17 protein-coding genes are annotated in these 18,198 nt (G+C 72.9%); 8 read left to right on the top strand and 9 right to left on the bottom strand.

The window, feature by feature from the left end:
• Nucleotides 1–26 precede the first annotated feature (26 nt).
• Nucleotides 27–1,001, top strand: coding sequence for a carbohydrate ABC transporter permease (locus ACIQF6_RS24720; RefSeq protein ID WP_400898550.1), 975 nt, complete (start codon nt 27–29; stop codon nt 999–1,001).
• A 38-nt stretch (nt 1,002–1,039) separates the two neighbouring features.
• Nucleotides 1,040–1,846 carry a carbohydrate ABC transporter permease gene (locus ACIQF6_RS24715; RefSeq protein ID WP_400898859.1) on the top strand — a complete coding sequence of 269 codons (807 nt, stop codon included), beginning with the start codon at nt 1,040–1,042 and terminating at the stop codon, nt 1,844–1,846.
• Between the two features lie 6 nt (nt 1,847–1,852).
• Here ACIQF6_RS24715 and aroA read toward each other — a convergent pair whose 3' ends face one another.
• The 7 genes from aroA to ACIQF6_RS24680 form a co-directional block, all read right to left on the bottom strand.
• Nucleotides 1,853–3,076: a 3-phosphoshikimate 1-carboxyvinyltransferase gene (gene aroA, locus ACIQF6_RS24710; RefSeq protein WP_400898548.1), complete on the bottom strand. Its 1,224-nt coding sequence runs from the start codon at nt 3,074–3,076 to the stop codon at nt 1,853–1,855.
• Between the two features lie 102 nt (nt 3,077–3,178).
• On the bottom strand, nt 3,179–3,583 hold the full coding sequence (locus ACIQF6_RS24705; RefSeq protein ID WP_400898546.1) for a GntR family transcriptional regulator: 405 nt from the start codon (nt 3,581–3,583) through the stop codon (nt 3,179–3,181).
• The gene (locus ACIQF6_RS24700; protein ID WP_400898544.1) at nt 3,580–4,059 is read right to left on the bottom strand and encodes a hypothetical protein; all 480 of its coding nucleotides are present in this window, start codon (nt 4,057–4,059) and stop codon (nt 3,580–3,582) included. The genes ACIQF6_RS24705 and ACIQF6_RS24700 overlap by 4 nt, the downstream gene beginning before the upstream one ends.
• Before the next feature lie 478 nt (nt 4,060–4,537).
• Nucleotides 4,538–5,518, bottom strand: coding sequence for a hydroxyacid dehydrogenase (locus tag ACIQF6_RS24695; protein ID WP_400898857.1), 981 nt, complete (start codon nt 5,516–5,518; stop codon nt 4,538–4,540).
• Nucleotides 5,519–5,634: 116 nt separating this feature from the next.
• Nucleotides 5,635–6,534, bottom strand: a complete 900-nt coding sequence (locus tag ACIQF6_RS24690) for a carbohydrate ABC transporter permease (protein ID WP_400898542.1) — start codon at nt 6,532–6,534, stop codon at nt 5,635–5,637.
• Nucleotides 6,531–7,583, bottom strand: coding sequence for a carbohydrate ABC transporter permease (locus ACIQF6_RS24685; protein ID WP_400898540.1), 1,053 nt, complete (start codon nt 7,581–7,583; stop codon nt 6,531–6,533). The genes ACIQF6_RS24690 and ACIQF6_RS24685 overlap by 4 nt, the downstream gene beginning before the upstream one ends.
• Nucleotides 7,583–8,938 carry an ABC transporter substrate-binding protein gene (locus tag ACIQF6_RS24680; protein WP_400898538.1) on the bottom strand — a complete coding sequence of 452 codons (1,356 nt, stop codon included), beginning with the start codon at nt 8,936–8,938 and terminating at the stop codon, nt 7,583–7,585. Before ACIQF6_RS24680 ends, ACIQF6_RS24685 begins: the two co-directional genes overlap by 1 nt.
• Before the next feature lie 307 nt (nt 8,939–9,245).
• Between ACIQF6_RS24680 and ACIQF6_RS24675 the strand changes: the two genes are divergently transcribed.
• From ACIQF6_RS24675 to ACIQF6_RS24665, 3 genes are all read left to right on the top strand, one after another.
• On the top strand, nt 9,246–11,156 hold the full coding sequence (locus ACIQF6_RS24675) for a DUF2264 domain-containing protein (RefSeq protein WP_400898536.1): 1,911 nt from the start codon (nt 9,246–9,248) through the stop codon (nt 11,154–11,156).
• A gap of 225 nt (nt 11,157–11,381) precedes the next feature.
• The gene (locus ACIQF6_RS24670; RefSeq protein ID WP_400898534.1) at nt 11,382–12,161 is read left to right on the top strand and encodes a sugar phosphate isomerase/epimerase family protein; all 780 of its coding nucleotides are present in this window, start codon (nt 11,382–11,384) and stop codon (nt 12,159–12,161) included.
• Between the two features lie 66 nt (nt 12,162–12,227).
• Nucleotides 12,228–12,833 carry a DUF6928 family protein gene (locus ACIQF6_RS24665; protein ID WP_400898532.1) on the top strand — a complete coding sequence of 202 codons (606 nt, stop codon included), beginning with the start codon at nt 12,228–12,230 and terminating at the stop codon, nt 12,831–12,833.
• Nucleotides 12,834–12,868: 35 nt separating this feature from the next.
• Here ACIQF6_RS24665 and ACIQF6_RS24660 read toward each other — a convergent pair whose 3' ends face one another.
• Entirely contained in the window at nt 12,869–13,507 is a 639-nt protein-coding gene (locus tag ACIQF6_RS24660; RefSeq protein ID WP_400898530.1) for a gamma carbonic anhydrase family protein, read from the bottom strand.
• 65 nt (nt 13,508–13,572) lie between these two features.
• Here ACIQF6_RS24660 and ACIQF6_RS24655 point away from each other — a divergent pair, with 65 nt between their 5' ends.
• Together ACIQF6_RS24655 and ACIQF6_RS24650 are read left to right on the top strand one after the other, a co-directional pair.
• Nucleotides 13,573–14,388: an MBL fold metallo-hydrolase gene (locus ACIQF6_RS24655; RefSeq protein ID WP_400898528.1), complete on the top strand. Its 816-nt coding sequence runs from the start codon at nt 13,573–13,575 to the stop codon at nt 14,386–14,388.
• Nucleotides 14,385–14,615: a hypothetical protein gene (locus tag ACIQF6_RS24650; RefSeq protein ID WP_400898526.1), complete on the top strand. Its 231-nt coding sequence runs from the start codon at nt 14,385–14,387 to the stop codon at nt 14,613–14,615. Before ACIQF6_RS24655 ends, ACIQF6_RS24650 begins: the two co-directional genes overlap by 4 nt.
• Nucleotides 14,616–14,902: 287 nt before the next feature.
• Here ACIQF6_RS24650 and ACIQF6_RS24645 read toward each other — a convergent pair whose 3' ends face one another.
• The gene (locus ACIQF6_RS24645) at nt 14,903–15,988 is read right to left on the bottom strand and encodes a substrate-binding domain-containing protein (protein ID WP_400898524.1); all 1,086 of its coding nucleotides are present in this window, start codon (nt 15,986–15,988) and stop codon (nt 14,903–14,905) included.
• Nucleotides 15,989–16,191: 203 nt separating this feature from the next.
• On the opposite strand from ACIQF6_RS24645, the gene ACIQF6_RS24640 reads away from it, so the two are divergent.
• A complete protein-coding gene (locus tag ACIQF6_RS24640) occupies nt 16,192–18,192 on the top strand; it encodes a carbohydrate binding domain-containing protein (protein WP_400898521.1) in 2,001 nt (666 codons plus the stop codon).
• Nucleotides 18,193–18,198: the final 6 nt, after the last annotated feature.

Genomic DNA, 18,198 nt, shown 5'->3' with positions numbered 1-18,198 from the left:
GTCTAGACGAGAAGCGGAAGTTGTCGATGCCTGCCACGACCGTCACCGCCCGGGCGGACCACGGGGACTCCCCGGTCCGCCCGGCGGGCGGCGCCCCTGCGAAGGGCCGCCGCCGATCCGGGCCGCTCGCCCGGATCCCCGTCCCGCTGTGGCTGCTGCTGCCGGCCGCACTGGTGCTGATCCCGCTGTTCGGCTACCCGCTGTACCAGCTGGGCCTGCTGTCGGTGCTCAAGTTCGGCCAGCCGCAGGCGTCCGGCGGGGTGCCGACCGAGTTCGTCGGGCTGTCCAACTACACGGACATCCTCGGCGATTCGCAGTTCTGGGAGGTGCTCGGACAGACCCTGGCGTTCGCCGCGTTCTGCGTCGTCGCCACCCTGGTGGTCGGCGCGGTCTGCGCGGTGCTGCTGACCCGGGTCGGCAAGTGGCCGCGGCTGCTGCTGATGTTCGGCGCGCTCGGCGCGTGGGCCGCGCCCGCGATGACCGGCTCCACGGTGTGGATGTTCCTGCTGGACACCAACTCCGGCCTGGTCAACGAAGTGCTCGGCATCCAGGGCCACAACTGGATGTACGACAAGTGGTCGGCGTTCGCGATGGTCGCCGTGGTCGTGGTCTGGCACAGCTTCCCGTTCGTGATGATCACCCTGTACGCGGGCATCCAGGCCATCCCGGACTCCGTCCTGGAGGCCGCCCGGCTGGACGGCGCCGGCACCGCCACGATCTTCCACAGGATCATGCTGCCGATGCTGCGTCCGCTGCTGGTGATCGTGGTCATCCAGTCGATCATCTGGGACTTCAAGGTCTTCACCCAGATCTACGTGATGACCGGGGGCGGCGGCATCGCCGGCCAGAACCTCGTCCTCAACGTGTACGCCTACCAGAAGGCCTTCGTCGCGGAGAACTACAGCCTCGGCGCGGCCATCGGCGTCCTGATGACGCTGATTCTGCTGGCCGTCACCGCCGTGTACATCCGCAGCCTGCGCCGCTCCGGGGAGGAACTGTGAAGCGCGACAGCCGCGTCCTGAGGCAGGGCGCGAACGTGATGGCGATCGTGCTCGCCCTGCTGACCGTCTTCCCGCTGTACTGGATGGTGCTCTCGGCGCTCAAGCCGAAGGGCGAGATCACCTCCGCCCATCCGCGTCCGTGGACGTTCGCCCCGACGCTCGACAACTTCCGCAACGCGCTGGGGGTTTCGGGCTTCGGCCGGTACTTCCTGAACAGCCTGGCGGTGGCCGTGGTCGTGGTGGTCGTCTCCGCCGCGATCGCCTTCCTGGCGGCCGTCGCGCTCTCCCGGTTCAAGTTCCGGTTCCGGACGACCGTTCTGATCATGTTCCTGGTCGCCCAGATGGTCCCCGTCGAGGCGCTCACCATCCCGCTGTTCTTCCTGGTCCGCGACATCGGCACGGTCGCCCCCGGCTTCGGACTCTCCTCGCTGGGCGCACTGATGCTGGTCAACCTGGCGTTCTCGCTGCCGTTCGCGGTCTGGATGCTGCGCGGCTTCGTCGCCGCCGTCCCCGAGTCGCTGGAGGAGGCCGCCCGGATCGACGGCGCCAGCCGCTTCACCATCCTGTGGCGCATCCTCTTCCCGCTGGTCGCGCCCGGCCTGGCAGCGACCAGCGTGTTCTCCTTCATCACCGCCTGGAACGACTTCGTGTTCGCCAAGACGCTGATCCTGGACACCGACCACCAGACGCTGCCGGCCGCCCTGATGGTGTTCTTCAAGCCGGACGAGAACGACTGGGGCGGCATCATGGCCGCCTCCACCCTGATGACCGTCCCGGTGCTGATCTTCTTCGTGCTGGTCCAGCGGCACATGGTGTCCGGGCTCGGCGGCGCCGTGAAGGACTGACCTCGCCTACTGCCCGGCCCACGCGGCGAACGCGTCGTGGAAGCCCGGGAAGGTCTTCCGCACGCACCCCGGGTCGTCGAACGTGATGCCCGGGGTGCGCAGCCCCGTGACGGCGAACGACATCACGATCCGGTGGTCGCCGTGGGTGGCGATCTCCGCCGCCCGCGGCGCCCCGGGCCGGATCTCGATCCAGTCCCGCCCGGTCCGCACGTCGACGCCCAGCCGCCGCAGGTTCTCCGCGCAGGCGTCCAGCCGGTCGCACTCCTTGACCCGGGTGTTGTACACGTCCTCGATCCGCACCGGGCCCGACGCGAACGGCGCGATCGCGGCGAGCGTCGGCATGGTGTCGGAGATGTCCCGCATGTTGACCGTCCCGCCGCTCAGCGTCCGGCCCGTGACGGTGGTGGCGTCCGCTCCGATCTCCACCTCCGCGCCCAGCTGCTCCAGCACCTCGACGAACCCCAAGTCCCCCTGCAGCGCGCCCTTTCCGAGCCCCGGCACGGTCACCCGGCGGCCCGTCACCGCGGCCGCCGCGAAGAAGTACGACGCCGTCGACGCATCCGGCTCGATCGCGTACCGGGTCGCGGTGCAGCCGCCCGGCGGCACGCGGAACACGTCTCCCTCCCGCTCGACCTCGACGCCGAAGCTGCGCATCATCGCGAGGGTGATCTCGACGTACGGCGCGGAGACCAGGTCGGTGACTCGGATCCGCAGCCCGTCCTCGGTCAGCGGGCCGAGCAGCAGCAGCGCCGTCAGGTACTGCGAGGACAGCCCCGCGTCGAGCGTCACCTCCCCGCCCTTCACCCCGACCGTCCGCACGCTCAGCGGATGGTGGCCGTCCGCCCCGTGGCACTCCACCTCGACGCCCAGCTCCCGCAGCGCGGTCGTCAACGGACCGAGCGGCCGCCGCCGCATCTGCGCCGATGCGTCGAAGTGGAACGTCCCGCGTCCGGCCGCGGCCAGCGCCGGCAGGAACCGCGCCGTGGTCGCCCCGTCCCGGCAGAACACCCGCGCCCCGTCCACGCCCGGCCCCTGCGGCCGCCCGCCGATCCGCCACTCGCCTGCTTCCCGCGCCACCTCGTACCCCAGCGCGAGCAGCCCCTCCGCGAACCCCTCCGTGTCGTCCGAAACCAGCGGCCGCACCAGCGTGGTGTCCCCCTCCGCGGCCGCCGCCAGGAACAGCGCCCGCGCGGTGACCGACTTCGAACCGGGGATCTCGACGACACTCACTGCACCCACTCCAACCGGGCCGACAACGGGCGAACGCCCCCGATCCTGCCGCGCCGACGATCCCGCGAGACGAACCGTCTTGCTCCTCGGACGGGCGACTGTTCACCGCTCCCCGGCGCCGGACCGGGCGTGCCGGTGCAGGGCGTCGTGGACGGCGGTCAGGACGGCCTCGGCGTCGGCCCCCAGGGCGCGCGCGGCGGCGGTGAAGTCCGCCGCGAGCGAAGCCAGTTGATCGGTCGGTGCGTGCTTCGGCCCGGCGGGCGGGGCCGCCACCCGGGTACCGGCGCCCCGGCGGGTGCGGATCAGCTCCGCCGCCTCCAACTCGCGGTAGGCACGGGCCACCGTGCCGGGCGCCAGGCCCAGATCGGCGGCGAGCTGACGCACCGTCGGCAACCGCTCGCCCTCGGCCAGTCGCCCGCTGACGATCAGGGCGGCGAGCTGGGCGCGAATCTGCTCGTACGGCGGCACCGGCGCTGCGGTGTCCACCCGGACGGTGGGGCCCGTCATCGCCGGCCCGCCACAGCGCTCAGGCACCAGGCGAACGTGACCACCGCCAACAGCCCCAGCGGCCACAGCACCCAGCCCGCGACGGCCCCCGCCGTCCCGACGCAGGCCGTGCCCCGCAGCGCCGCCGCAGCCGTGAAACCCACCCCGGACAACTGCGCCGAGACCAGCGCGCCCCACGCCGCGACGATCGCCGACGAGCGCGTACGCCGCTCCCCCTCGCCGCCGGGCCGCTGGGCGATCCGCCGCAGCGCCCAGCCGCACGCCGCCGTCGCAGCCGCGAGCGAGACGACGGCCGGAATGCCGTAGAACCCGCCGGGCCAGGGACTCCTGCTCTCCGTCACCCCGCCGCAGGCGACCGTCAACGCCCGCCCGGCCCGCCCCATGTCGTCGGGCGACGCCACCGCGGCCGCAGCCGCCAACAGAACGAGGAGCGCCACCGCCTCCGCCACCAGCAGCCCGGCCACCCGAACGGACACCTGATCCCGCACCCGCCGCGGCACGAGCCCGGCCGTACGCACCGCACCACCCGGCCGGGGCGTCAGAGCATCCCCGACCAGCACACCCCCCACCGCACACAGCCCGAACCCCGCAGCGCCGTACAGAAACCCCACCCCGAGCCCGCCCACGGCCGCCGACCGCCACGCGACCACGCCCCCGACGACCAGACCGCCCCACCGGACACAGCGCTCGACGCGGACCCGCCGCGTTTCGAGCGGAACGATGTCGACCACAGGCACAGACCCCCGACGCGTGACGGCACCTGCACGGCTCCACGCCCCGCAGGACCACTTGTACCAAGCAGTGAGTACAAGATGCCCACGCCGACCCCTTGTGTCAACCACTTGATACAACCTGCCCGTTGGCCACGAAAGTGCGCCCGTCGACGGGACCGCCCACCAGCCGAGGCTCGCGATCCTGCCGACGGGCGCCTTCCGGTTCGGGCGCGTCCGGCGCCTACGCCGTGCGGGCGATCTCCTCGCGGGTGACCGGGTGGGCGAACGGCAGGCCGTCGACGTAGCGGGCGAGTTCGTCGGCGGCGGCGGCGGCCATGCGGTGGAGTTCGCCGCCGAGGGAGCCGGCGATGTGGGGGGTGAGGAGGACGTTGGGGAGGTCGTAGAGGGGGGAGTCGGCGGGGAGGGTCTCGGGGGCGGTGACGTCGAGGACGGCGTGCAGGCGGCCGGTGATCAGTTCCTCGGTGAGGGCGTCCTGGTCGATCAGGGAGCCGCGGGAGGTGTTGATCAGGGTGGCGCCGTCCGGGAGAAGAGCGAGGCGGCGGGCGTCCACCAGGTGCCTGGTCTCCGGGAGTTCGGGGGCGTGCACGCTCAACACATCGGAGCGGGCGCAGAGTTCGTCCATGGAGACCAGCTCGGCGCCCAGGGAGGAAGCCTCGGATTCAGTCACGTACGGGTCGTGGAGCAGGAGCTCGAAGTCGTAGGGCGCGAGCAGCTCCAGCACCCGCCGGCCGATCCGGGAGGCGCCGACGAGGCCGACGGTGCGGCGGTAGTTGCCGGTGCCGGCGTACGCGGCCTGCCAGTCGTGCGGGGCGCGCCGGGAGCGGTAGTCGGCGGCCAGCCGAAACACCGGCTTGTTGCTGAACAGGACGGCGGCGACGGTGAATTCGGCGACCGGGAGGGCGTTCGCCCAGGCGGCGGAGGTGATGCCGAGGCCGCGGTCCCAGCAGGCGTCGGTGACGTGGTGCTTGACCGAGCCGGCCGCGTGCAGGACGGCGCGCAGCTCGGGGGCGGCGGCCAGGACGGAGTCCGTGAGCGGGGGGCAGCCCCAGCTGCTGATGATCACCTCGGCCGAGGCGAGGGCTGCCGCGCCTTCCGGGGAGGAGAAGTCGTCGATGACCAACTCCGGGTCGAGGTCGGCGAGTTCGACCATCCGGGCCATGGTGTCGGGAGAGATCAGCCGGGCGGCGAGGTCGCGGTGCATGGCGAGCAGGGCGCGCGGGCGGGTCCGGACAGCGGTGGAGGAGGGCGATGCCTCGACGGGCGCGGAGTTGGGCATGGCGGGGGCTCCCCAGAAGGCGCAGTGAGAGAAGGAGGTGGTTACTTGACGCTGCCGGCGGTCATTCCGGCCTTCCAGTGGCGCTGGAGCAGCACGAAGGCGATGACCAGCGGCAGGATGGCGAGCAGCGAGCCGGTGACCACCAGCGGGTAGTACTCGGGGAAGGCATGGGTCTGGGCGTTCCAGGTGTACAGGCCGAGACTGACCGGGAAGAGCCGGTTGTCGGAGAGCATCACCAGCGGCAGGAAGAAGTTGTTCCAGATCGCGGTGAACTGGAACAGGAAGATGGTGACGAAGCCGGGCATGACCATCTTCAGGCCGATCGACCAGAAGATCCGCAGCTCGCTCGCGCCGTCCATCCGGGCGGCCTCCAGGGTCTCGCCGGGCAGGTAGCCGGCGCAGAACACCCGGGCCAGGTACACCCCGAACGGGTTGACCAGCGAGGGCAGCAGCACCGCCCAGTAGGTGTTGACGATGTGCAGCTGGGAGGCCAGCAGGTACATCGGCAGGGCGAGCGCGGTGGTGGGCACCAGCACGCCGAGCAGCACCACGCCGAACAGCTTCTCCTTGCCGCGGAAGCTGTAGACGTGGAACGCGTAGCCGGCGCCGACGCAGATCAGCGCGCACAGCAGGGCGCCGATCCCGGCGTACAGCAGGGAGTTGAGGTACCAGCGGAAGTAGATGCCGTCGCCGGTGGTGGCCAGGTCGTGCAGGTTCTGGCCGAGGTGGAAGTTGCCCGCGCCGAGCGAACGGCCGCCGATCAGGTCGGCGGTGTTCTTCGCGGAGGCGGTGATCAGCCAGCCGAGCGGCAGCAGGGTGTAGAGCGTGGCCAGCACCAGCGCCCCGTTGACGGCGGTCTTCGACAGCGTCCAGGGGCGGCGGCGCGGCGCGGCGGCCGCGTCGGCGTCGGCGTCGGGGCGCACGGGGGTGAGGGTGCTCATCGGGCGGTCTCCGTCCGCTTCGAGGTCGCCTGCGACGTCCGCTTCCCGGTCCGCTTCTCGCCGCGGTCGCGGGTGAAGCGGGTGACCACGAAGGACAGCGCGGCGGCGACCAGGGCGAGGAGCACCGAGGACGCGGCGGCCAGGCCGTAGTCGTTGCGTTCGAACGCGGCGGAGTAGGCGTACATGTTGGGGGTCCAGGTGGAGACCACGCCGGGGGCGACGTCGTGCAGGATCACCGGTTCGGTGAACAGTTGGAGCGAGCCGATCACGGTGAACAGGCCGACCATCACCACGGAGGCGCGGATCAGCGGGATCTTCACGCTGAACGCGGTGCGCAGCGGTCCGGCGCCGTCGACCACGGCGGCTTCCAGCACCTCGCGCGGGATGGCCTGCAGCGCGGCGTAGAAGATCACCATGTTGTAGCCGGTCCACTCCCAGACCGCGATGTTGACGATCGCGGGCAGCGGGTGGCCGAACACGTCGACCTGGGTGCCGGCCGAGTTGAGCGCATCGATCACGGGGCTGATGCCGGGGGTGTACAGGTACGTCCACACCAGGGCGGCGATGATGCCGGGAACGGCGTGCGGCAGGAACAGCGCGAGCTGGAAGAACCGCTTGGCGCGGGCCAGTGCGGAGTCCAGCAGCAGCGCGACGGCCAGGGACAGGCCGAGCATCAGCGGGATGTACAGCAGGCAGTACTGGGCGGTGTTCCAGAAGCCGTCGCGGAACGCGGCGTCGCCGAGCGCCCGGGTGTAGTTGCCGAGGCCGGTGAACACCTGGGTGGTGGTGCCGCCGAAGCCGAGGCCGGAGCGGCGCTCGCTGAACAGGCTGAGGTAGACCGCGTAGCCGATCGGGATCAGCGTGCAGGCGGTGAACAGCACCAGGAACGGGGCGAGCAGGACGATCGGGGCGCCGAGCGGCGCCCGGCGCTTGCGGGTGCCGCTCGATCCGGCGGAGCCGCCGCGGGCGGGCGTGCCCGCGGCGGCCGCGGACGCGCCCCGGGCGGCGGCGGAGGCGCCGCCGCCCGGGACGGGAGTGCTGCCGGACATCAGCCGGCCACCTTCAGACCGCGGTTCTTCAGCTCGGCGAGGGTGGCCTGCTGGGCGGTGTCGACGGCGGACTGCACGGTGGAGCCCTGACCGAGCTTGCCGAAGGCGTCCTTCATCGAGGTGTTGGTGGCGCCCATGGACGGACCCCAGGCCCAGTTCGGCTTGATGGCCTTCGCGGCGTCCTGGTAGATCGCGTAGATGTCCTGGCCGCCGTAGAAGTCGGTCTTGAACGCGGCCTTGGCGACCGGGACCAGCTCCGGGTCGGCCGGGTAGGCGGACGAGGCGCCGGAGGCGATGCGGGCCTGGATGCCCTCGGGCGTGGTGGTCGCCCAGGTGGCGAACTCGACCGCGGCCTTGGCCTTCTTGCTGTCCTTGGAGACCGCGAAGGTGGTGCCGCCGAGCATGCCGGACGCGGGCTGGCCGTCCCAGCTCGGCATCGGGGCGACCGCCCACTTGCCGTTCTCCGCCGGGTCGGTGCCGAGGGTGGACTTCAGCACGCCGCCGCCCCACGCGGCGCCCAGGTACGCGGCGGTCTCGCCCTTCTGCAGCGAGGCGGTCCACTGCTGGCTGAACGAGGGCTGGACGCGGATCAGGTCGTCGGTGATCAGGCCCTGCCAGTAGTCGGCGACCTTCTTGGTCCCGGCGTCGGCCATGTCGACCTTCCAGCTGTCGCCGCTGGTGCCGAACCACTTGGAGCCGGCCTGCCAGGCCATCGCCTCGAAGGTGCTCGGGTCGTCCGGGAAGAAGGTGGCGATCCGGGTGTTGGCGTCGGCGGCCTTCAGCTTCGTCGCGGCGTCCTTGAACTCGTCCCAGGTCTTCGGGACGGCCACGCCGGCCTTCTCGAACAGGTCCTTGCGGTAGTACAGCGCCTGCGGGGAGGCGTCCAGCGGCAGCGCCCAGGTGGAGCCGCCCAGCGTGGTCAGCTCCATCGACTGCGGCAGGTACTTGGCCTTCAGGTCGGCGGAGACCAGCTTGCTGATGTCCTGCACCGCGCCCTGGCTGACGAAGTCCGGCAGCTGCGGGTACTCGACGTTGAACACGTCGGGGGCGTTGCCGGCCTTCACCGCGTTGGAGATCTTGGCGTAGCCGCCGGCGTTGCCGGACGGGATCTCCTCGAAGGTGATCTGGATGTTCGGGTGGGAGGCGTTGAACGCCTGCACCACGTCCTTGGTGCCCTTGGCCCAGCCCCAGAAGGTGAGCGTGACCGGCTTGCCGTCACTGCCCGCGTCGGAGCCCGCGGCCGACTTGTCGCCGTCGCTGCCGCACGCGGCGAGCAGGGTGACGCCCAGGACGGTGGCGGTGGCGGCAGCGGCGAGACGGAGAGCTCTGCGGCGGTGAAGAGCGGGAGAGGACATGGCACGGCTCCTGTGGGGGTCCTTGAAACGCCTGTTAGGTACCCGATCACCCGATTTGAGCAGGTCGGGCCGGGTTGATCGCTATCTTGGGACGGCTCCGATCAGACGTCAAGGGATCGGGATCAAATGATCTGCATTGATCAACCGCGTTTGGCCCGCCAACCCGTGTTCACCTTGAGTTTTCGGCGTTTTTCGGGAGGTCACAATCAGATCAAGGAGATCATTCGATCAGTGATCCTTGACGGCACGATCGCCTCTTCCTAGGGTCGGCCGGGTAGCCCCCGCGCCCACAGGAACCGAGGCCGCCATGCCGCACCCGCTCCCCCTCCCGCCGGAAGACCGCGCGCTCAGCCCGCACACCGGCTGGACCCGGGCCCACTGGGAGGGTGCCGCCGACCACCTGCTGGCCGCACTGCGCCCGTACGCCGGGCCGGCCAACGCCCTGATCAACCTCCCCGGCACCCGCCCGAGCTGGTCCGGCCCCCGCTCGGACGGCCTGGAGGGCTACGCCCGCACCTTCCTGCTCGCCGCGATCCGGGTGGCCGGCGCGAACGGCGACGACCCCACCGGCCTGCTGGAGCGCTACGCCGAAGGCCTTGCCGCCGGCACCCGCACCCCCACCGCCGAACGCGACCTCGCCGACGGCGACCTCACCTCCTGGGGCGTCATCACCGACCGCGGCCAGCCCATGGTGGAGGCCGCCTCGATCGCCATCGGCCTGCGGCTGACCCGCCGCTGGCTCTGGGACCGCCTCGACCCCGCCGTCCAGGAGCGCGCCGGCGCCTGGCTCGCCCAGGCCCTGCACCACCAGCCGGTGGACAACAACTGGTGGCTGTTCCCGTTCACCGTCGGCGGCTTCCTCGCCGAGGTCGGCATCGACACCGACGCCGCGAACGCCGCGATCGACCGCGGCCTGGAACGCATCGACCGCTGGTACCTCGGCGACGGCTGGTACACCGACGGCCGCCCGCGCGCCATCGACCACTACAACGGCTGGGCGCTGCACCTCTACCCCGCGCTGCACGCCCACCTCGCCGCCGACCCCGACCTCACCGCCCGCTACGGCGCCCGCCTGCACGCCTACCTCGCCGACTACTCGCGGCTGTTCGACCGCACCGGCGCACCCGTCCACCAGGGCCGCTCGCTCAGCTACCGGTTCGCCGCCGCCGCCCCGCTGTGGGCCGGCGCCCTGCTCGGCACCACCCCGCTCGACCCCGGCACCACCCGCCGACTCGCCTCCGGCGCGCTGCGCTACTTCCTCGACCGCGGCGCCCTCGACGAGCACGGCCTGCTCACCCTCGGCTGGCACGGCCCCTACCCGCCGATCGTCCAGCCCTACTCCGGCCCCGCCTCCCCCTACTGGGCCTCCGGCGGCTTCCTCGGCCTGCTCCTGCCGGCCGACCACCCCGTGTGGACCGCCCCCGAGACGCCCTCCCCCGCCGAGACCGCCGACGCCGTCACCCCGCTGCCCGCGCCCGGCTGGCTGATCCAGTCCACCGCCGCCGACGGCCTGGTCCGCCTGCACAACCACGGCAGCGACGACCAGCCCGCGGACGCGCCCGTCGCCGACAACCCGCTCTACTCCCGCCTCGCCCACTCCACCCGCACCGGCCCGAACACCGCCGCCGGCGACAACCACTTCGCCCTGCTCCTCGACGGCGAACCCACCGAACGCGGCCCCATCACTCCCCTCGGCGCCGGCCGCGCAGGCCTCGCCGGCTGGGCCGCGTCCTCGCACCGCCCCCGGCACGGCGGCGTCGAACTGCCCGGCGTCACCGTCACCTCCGTCACCCTCGCCCACGGCCCCGACGAAGTCCGGGTCCACCTGGTCGACGGCGCGACGCCCGGCACGGCCGTCCGCGAGGGCGGCTGGGCCGTCACCGGCGACGCTCCCGCCGTCTCCACCACCGGAGTTCACGCCTGCGTCACCGGCGACGACCGCCTCCGCGCCGAACTCCTCGGCCTGCACGGCTGGACCACCGCCACCACCGCCCCCGCCCCCGACGGCACCGCCTTCGGGCCCACCGCGACCGTCCCCCACCTGCACGGCACGCTCACCGCCCCCACCGCCGCCTTCGCCACCGCCGCCCGCCTCACGGCTGCCGCCGACGCCCTCCCCCCGCTCACCGCCCTCGCCCTCGCCCTCACCGGCACCGCCCTGACCGTCACCTGGCCGGACGGGACGGTCACCGACCTGGCTCTGCCGAGCACCGCCTGACGGAACGCCACCTCGCCTGCCTGCCGACCCGTTCCGCCGCCTTGCGCAGGCGGGGCACGGGTCGGCAGGCCGGCGCCGGCCACCACCCAGCAGCCCGCCCGCCCCGCCGCGAACCCCCGCCGAACCCTTCCGTCGCTCTCCCCGTGCCCCGCTCCCTGCGCCAGTGGGTCACGGGTGGGCGAGTGGGCGGGTGGGCGGACGCGCGGCACCAGCAAGGACCCCCGCATGCCCCTCGCCTTCTCCACGCTCGGCCTCCCCGGCCACCCCCTGGACGCCGTCCTCGCCCTCGCCGCCGACCACGGGTACCAGGGCCTCGAACTCCGCGCCGGCCCCGGCGAGCCCGTCCACACCGGCCTGACCTCCGCCGAACGCCGCGCCACCGCACAGCAGTTCACCGCCGCGGCGGTCACCCCCCTCACCGTCGCCTCGTACGTCGGCATCGCCGAGCCCGGCCCGGACGCCCCCGTCCTCGCCGACCTGCTCGCCCACCTGCACCTCGCCGCCGACCTGGGCGCCCCGTACGTCCGCGTCTTCCCCCGCGGCGGCGCCGACACCGCCGAGGGCACCCGCACCGCCGCCCGCCGCCTGCTCCGACTCGCCGACACCGCAGCCGACCTGGGCGTCACCGTGCTGGTCGAGACGCACGACTCGCACCGCTCCGCCGCCGCCCTCGCGGAGCTCCTCGCCGCCGCCCCGCACCCGGCCGTCGGCGCCCTCTGGGACGTCCTGCACACCTGGCTGGCCGACGAGCCCCCCGCCGACTCGTACCGCCTGCTCGCCCCCCGCCTCGGCTACGTCCAGGTCAAGGACGTCGCCTCCCCGGCCGACCTCACCCCCCTCCCCCTCGGCGCCGGCGTCCTCCCCCTCGCCGCCGCCGTCGCCCAACTCCCCACCGACACCTGGATCTCCTGGGAGTACGAGACCCCCTGGCACCCCACCGCCGCCCCACTCGCCCCCCAACTCGCCAACGGCCACGCCTACTTGACGGGCCTGCTCGCCCGCTGACACCGCACACGGCAGGTCGGACTGCGCCCGCTGGACCGTCGGATCTCTCGACTGGGCTGCCGCGCCATGGGGTTCAAGACCGGACTCCCGATGTTCGCCGACGGGGAGGTGCCCGCCCGGCTGCGGCAGGGCGGCGCGGCCGACCTCGGCCGGACCGTTGCCATGATGCAGCGGCTCACTCCCGGGCGAACCGTGGAACCGACAGCCCCCCGTCTCGGGCACGCGTTGCATCCGCCCTCCGGCCCGGCGTTCGCCGCGAGCTTTCCCGGCGTCGACGTCGTGTGCGACCGGCAGCTGCCCGCCGACCGGCCGTCCGAACTCCCCGCCCCGCCGGTCGCCGCGAGCGCCGGCCGCCGACTCGTCCTGCACGCCATGCACAGCGTCGCCGACTGGTCCGCGTTCGCCGTCCGGGAGGACGGGCGACTCGTCCGCTCGACGAGCGTGTACCCCGACGAGGGGTTCATCGAGGACATCGGCGAGCCGCTCCCCTTCGAAGCCCCCTACCGGGCCGAGGGTCTGGACATGCTGCCCTTCCGTGCCCTGGCGCTGGGCGTGGACGCACTGCGCGCGCTCTGCGGGATCTCCCTGGAGGATCCGCCGGGCCCTGCCGACGTCAATGACATGGTCATTGAACTGCACGGATTCCTGGTGCGCGGCCCGATCTCCGGCTGAGCGCCCTGCCGGAGCCCGGCCCCGCCGATCGGCGGTCAGCCGGACGCGGGCCGGTCGTTCACGTGCGCGCCGAACTCGGCCACCCGCACCTCGGCGATCCGCTCGTGGCGGGCCAGGCGGTCGGTCCAGGAGGCGTCGACGCCGAAGGCGGTGGCCGCGAATCCGAGCCTGCCGATGGCCTGTGGCACGGCCGGGTCCCCGGGGGCCAGGAGCTGGACCGGGTCGCCAAGGGCGAGCATGTGCGGGGGGACGAAGTACTCGTCCGGGAGCACCGTGCGGGCGTGGACGAGTGCGGCGACGGCGACCACCGAACCGGCGCCGACCCGCGCCTCCTGCAGCACACTGGCCGAGGTCGCCAGGTAGCTGCAGCGCTGCACGGCGCAGCCCAGCAGGGTGGCGTGCGGGCCGACGAAGACGTGGTCGGCGAGCCTGACGGGCTGGTCGGCGGTGGCGGCGGAGGCCCGCAGGACGGCGTTCTCGCAGACGACTGTCGCCTCGCCGATCTCGATGTGCGAGCCTTCCGCGTCGAGCACGGCGCCGTACATCACCCGGGCGCGGGGGCCGATCCGGACGTCGCCGACGAGGGTGGCGGTGGGTGCGACGTAGGCGGTGGGGTGAACCTGCGGAACGGCGCCGCGGTGCTCGATCCGGATTCCCTGCGGGTGCGTGGTCATGGGCCCGGATTCTCGAGGCCCCCGGGGGCCCGCCGCTGGCGGAAAACGGACACTACGATCATCGGATGGCGACCGACTCCCCGCTCCACCTCACCGTCCTGGGCAGCGCGACGCCCTACCCGAGCGCCGACAACCCGTGCTCCGGCTACCTGCTGTCGAGCGGCCGCACCCGGATCTGGGTGGACGCGGGCAGCGGGACGCTCGGACCGCTGCAACGGCACGTCCGGCTGGACGAGCTGGACGCGATCTGGATCTCGCACCTGCACGCCGACCACAGTGCGGACCTGCTCACCGCGTACTACGGCCTGCTGTTCGCGGACCTCGCCCCGGCCGCGCCGGTCCCGCTGTTCGGCCCGCCCGGCACCGCCGACCGGCTGGCCGGGTTCCTGACCAACTCCGCCACCCGCAGCCCGGTCGAATCGGCGTTCGCCGTCACCGAGTTGACGGACGGCCACCAGGTGCGCGTCGGCGCCCTCGAACTGACCAGCCGCGCGGTGTCCCACGGCATCCCGGCGTTCGCCCTGCGCGCGGAGAGCGGCGGCACCTCGCTGGTGTACTCGGGCGACACCGCCCCGTGCCCGAACCTCACCGACCTGGCGGCGGGCTGCACCGCCCTGCTCTGCGAGGCCGAGGGCTCGCGGCCCCCGACCGACGGCGACCAGGTCCACCACACCCCCGAGGACACCGGCGAGACCGCGACGGCGGCCGGGGCGCAGCGCTTGATCGTCACCCACGTCGGCCGCACCCTGACACCCCGCCAGGCCGTCGCCCGCGCCGCGAGCCGCTACGCCGGCCCGGTCGAATACGCCGCCCCGGGGGCCGAATTCACCATCGCGTGCGAGCGGTCGGGGCGTGAGTCCGGCATAGACTCCCACCCGTGACCAAAGACCTGACGTGCACCCACTGCGGGAACCCCGGCCTCGACCAGGGCTTCATCGAGGACGCCGGTCAGGGCAGCCGGGGCGACGCCCGTTGGATCGAGGGCGCCCTGGAGCGCGGACCGCTCGGCGGGGCCAGGCGAGTCGGCCGGCCCCACTTCCAGATCGACGCCTTCCGCTGCCCGCAGTGCGGCCACCTGGAACTGTTCGCCCGTCAGCAGCTCAGCTAGCACCCCCGGCCGACCGACCTCGACGAGCCCCCCGCGAGGTCGGCCAGAGCGAGTTCGGGGCCGAGGGCGGCGACCAGCTCGCCGGTCAGCGGCCCACCGGCAAGGACGGGACGGCCCGCACGGCGGCCAGGCCGATCTCGGCCTCCGGGCAGTCCTCGGCGCGCGCGTGGTACGCCTCACGGTCGACGGCCTGACCCTCTGTCTCCCTCTCTTCGGTCTGCCGCCCGAGCAGGCTTGAGCCGCGCCGGCGCCCTCGCAGGGCGCGCGGGGGCGCCGGACCGGCGGGGTCAGATTTCGCCGTCGCCGCCGCAGGAGGTGCGGACCTTCAGGGTGGGGAGGAGTTCGACGTGGTACGCGGGGAGGCCGGAGCCGCCGTCGAGGCGGCGGAGGAGGAGTTCGAGGGCGGCGGCGCCGACGGACTTCTTGGGCGGGGCGACGGCGGTGAGCGGGGGGGCCGCGAGGGCGGCGAATACGTCGTCGTAGGAGATCAGGGCGACGTCCTCGGGGACGCGCAGGCCGCGGGTGCGCAGCAGGGGCGGGAGTTGGATGGCGTCCTGGTCGTTGTGGACGAGGACGGCGCGGACGCCGTCGGCGGTGGCTTCGGCGATCTGCTGGGCGACCCATTCGGGGTCGGGGACGCTGGCGGGGGCGCCGGGGCGGTTCATGTCGATGACGGGGCGGGTCTGCAGGCCGAGCAGGTGGACGGCTTCGGCGTAGCCGGTGCGGACCTGGTGCGCCGTCCAGGTGTCGGCGCGGGCGGCGAGCAGCACGGTCTCGTGGCCGAGGGCGGCGAGGTGGCGCAGGGCGAGCAGGACGCCGTGGCGGTGGTCGGAGCCGACCGCGTCGAGTTCGGCGGCGGCGCTGCCCGGGTCGGCCTTGCGTTCCACCAGGACGGCGGGGACGGGGAGTTCGGCCAGCCAGTGGTGGTGGTCGGGGTGGTGCGGCGGGTCGCCGGGCTGCCAGTTGGGGGTGAGCAGCAGTCCGTCGACGCCGGATTCGAGCAGCCGCTCGATCTGGGCGCGGTCGTCGCGGGCCTCGTAGGCGGCGATGCCGAGGACCAGGCGGGCGCCGGCGGTGGCGGCGGCGGCGCGGGCGCCGGCGATCACTTCGTCGAAGTAGGAGCCGACGGTGGGGACCAGCATGCCGATGACCCGGTCGTGGCGGCCGGGGCGGGCGTTCGGGCCGCTGTCGGGGAGGGCGACGGAGCCGTGCGAGCGGGCGAGTTCGCCGGCGTCGGCGAGGGCGGCGACGTCCCGGCGGACGGTGACCGCGGGGATGCCGAGGCGGGTGGCCAGGTCGACCACCCGGACGGTGCCGAGGTCGCGCACGACCTGCAGAATCCGTGCCCGGCGTTCGTCTGCCGTGACGGTCATGGCGTCCTCTCCTGGTGTGCGCCGCGAACCCGGTCGGGCCGCGGCGGCAGGTGCGGTGGATCTGAGCCACCCCTGCCGATCAATTCTTATCATTCGATCGCCATTCGATCGAAAGGTCTGAAGTTATTGACTCGATCACATGGTCAACCTACGGTGCGGAATCGGGCGCCCCATCCCACCCTCCATTCTCGGGAGTCCCAACGATGCTCCTGCACCGTTCCCTTCGGCGTGCCCTGCCACTGGCATTGGCCGCCGCCACCCTCCTGACCCCCGTGCTTCCGGCGGGCGCGGCGAGCGCCGCCGCCGGAACTGCGTGGTACCTGGACTGTTCGGCCCCCACCGACGGCTCGGGCAGCCAGGCCAGTCCGTGGAACAGCCTCGCCTCTGCCAACGCGCACCTCTTCCAGCCCGGCGACCAGTTGCTGCTCAAGCGCGGCGCGACCTGCACCGGCACCCTGCAGCCGCAGGGCTCCGGAACGGCCGGCGCGCCGATCATCCTGGCGGGCTACGGTACCGGCACCGCCCGCCCGGTGGTGGCCGGCGACCCGGCGAGCAGCCAGAACGCGGCCGTCCACCTCTACAACGTGGAGCAGTGGGAGATCCACGACCTGGAGATCACCTTCCGGGACACTGCCGCCACCAAGCGGGAACGCAACGGCCTGCTGGTGGAGATCGCCGACCTGCCGAGCGGCGTCGGCACCCACTACCTGGTGGACGACGTGTACGTGCACGACGTCAACGGCGACGCCACCAAGTGGTCCAACGGCATCCAGTTCCGGGTCTCCGGCACCACCACCCCGACCAACTTCGACGACGTCGTCGTGCAGAACTCGCAGATCGCGCACGTCGACCGGGAGGGGCTGACCAACCGTTCGACCTGGATGTGCCGGCCCAGCTACGGCACCGGCGACGGCTGCGGCACCACGAACAACTGGCGGGCCAGCACCCGGCTGGTGTTCCGCGGCAACACCATTCAGGACACCGGCGGCGACGGCATCGTGGTGCGGGCCGCCGACCACGCGCTGGTCGAGCACAACACCGCCTTCGACCTGGCGATGCGCCCGATGGGTTCGAACGCCGGTATCTGGACCATCGATTCGGACTACACGACGATCCAGTACAACGAGGTGCACCACGTGCGCCGGCTGTCCGACAACAACGACGGCATGGCGTTCGACTCGGACTACGGCAACAACGGGGCGCTGTTCCAGTACAACTACAGCCACGACAACCAGGGCGGCTTCATGCTGTTCTGCGGCGCCTGCGGGGCGGGTTCGTCCTCGACCGGCACCGTGGTGCGGAACAACCTGAGCCGGGCCGACCAGAGCCGCTGGCTGTTCGCGGTCGGCGAGAAGAACGCCCGGATGTACAACAACACCGTGTACCTGCCGGCCGGTTCGACCACCCCGATCATCCAGCAGGGCTCGGGCACCTCGACCACCGCGCTGAGCGGCAACCTGTTCTACAACCTGGGCAGCGGCGGGTACACCGGCTTCGGCACCAGCACCTACAAGCCCGGCGACTTCTCCTGGGACGCCAACGCCTTCTGGGGGACCCACCCGGCCAACGAGCCGGCCGACGCCCGGAAGGTGACGGCCGACCCGCAGTTGGCGAACCCGGGCGGCGCCGACCCGGCCGACTACCGGCTCGGCGCCGCCTCCCCGGCCCGGGGCGCGGGCGCCGTCGTCCCCGCCAATGGCGGGCAGGACTTCTTCGGCGCCCCGGTGCCGCAGGTGTGCCGCCCCGACATCGGCTTCCACCAGGGCAGTGCCTTCGACGATGCGGCGTGCAGCGCGCCCGACCCCGTCCGCAACGGCGGCTTCGAGGCCGGGACGCTCGCCCCGTGGACGTACTACGGCGGCGTGCAGCTGGACACCGCCGACCCGCACAGCGGCACCGCCGCCGTCCGGGTCGGCCCGGCGCAGGCCGCGGCCGAGCAGGTGATCCCGGTACAGCCGGGCACCACCTACCGGCTGACCGGTTGGGGCCGGGTGTCGGCCGCCGGCACCGAACTGTCGCTGGGCGCCAAGGAGTACGACACCGCCGGCTCCAGCAACCGGGCGGCGTTCACCGCGACGGGCTGGAGCCAGGGCTCGGCCGTCTTCACCACCGGCCCGACCGCCACCACCGCGCGCATCTACTGCTACGCGCGCAGCGGCAGCGGCTACGGCTGGTGCGACGACATCACCGTGACCAAGGTCTGACGACCC

Origin of the sequence: Kitasatospora sp. NPDC092948 (assembly GCF_044754805.1) — a bacterium.
GTDB lineage: Bacteria > Actinomycetota > Actinomycetes > Streptomycetales > Streptomycetaceae > Kitasatospora.
This window is presented reverse-complemented; position numbering and strand designations above follow the sequence as displayed.

Coding starts and splice junctions, on each gene's coding strand:
- ACIQF6_RS24720 (WP_400898550.1), top strand. CDS start 27: ATGCCTGCCACGACCGTCACCGCCCGGGCGGACCACGGGGACTCCCCG.
- ACIQF6_RS24715 (WP_400898859.1), top strand. CDS start 1,040: ATGGCGATCGTGCTCGCCCTGCTGACCGTCTTCCCGCTGTACTGGATG.
- ACIQF6_RS24705 (WP_400898546.1), bottom strand. CDS start 3,583: ATGACGGGCCCCACCGTCCGGGTGGACACCGCAGCGCCGGTGCCGCCG.
- ACIQF6_RS24695 (WP_400898857.1), bottom strand. CDS start 5,518: ATGCACCGCGACCTCGCCGCCCGGCTGATCTCTCCCGACACCATGGCC.
- ACIQF6_RS24690 (WP_400898542.1), bottom strand. CDS start 6,534: ATGAGCACCCTCACCCCCGTGCGCCCCGACGCCGACGCCGACGCGGCC.
- ACIQF6_RS24685 (WP_400898540.1), bottom strand. CDS start 7,583: ATGTCCGGCAGCACTCCCGTCCCGGGCGGCGGCGCCTCCGCCGCCGCC.
- ACIQF6_RS24680 (WP_400898538.1), bottom strand. CDS start 8,938: ATGTCCTCTCCCGCTCTTCACCGCCGCAGAGCTCTCCGTCTCGCCGCT.
- ACIQF6_RS24675 (WP_400898536.1), top strand. CDS start 9,246: ATGCCGCACCCGCTCCCCCTCCCGCCGGAAGACCGCGCGCTCAGCCCG.
- ACIQF6_RS24670 (WP_400898534.1), top strand. CDS start 11,382: ATGCCCCTCGCCTTCTCCACGCTCGGCCTCCCCGGCCACCCCCTGGAC.
- ACIQF6_RS24665 (WP_400898532.1), top strand. CDS start 12,228: ATGGGGTTCAAGACCGGACTCCCGATGTTCGCCGACGGGGAGGTGCCC.
- ACIQF6_RS24660 (WP_400898530.1), bottom strand. CDS start 13,507: ATGACCACGCACCCGCAGGGAATCCGGATCGAGCACCGCGGCGCCGTT.
- ACIQF6_RS24655 (WP_400898528.1), top strand. CDS start 13,573: ATGGCGACCGACTCCCCGCTCCACCTCACCGTCCTGGGCAGCGCGACG.
- ACIQF6_RS24645 (WP_400898524.1), bottom strand. CDS start 15,988: ATGACCGTCACGGCAGACGAACGCCGGGCACGGATTCTGCAGGTCGTG.
- ACIQF6_RS24640 (WP_400898521.1), top strand. CDS start 16,192: ATGCTCCTGCACCGTTCCCTTCGGCGTGCCCTGCCACTGGCATTGGCC.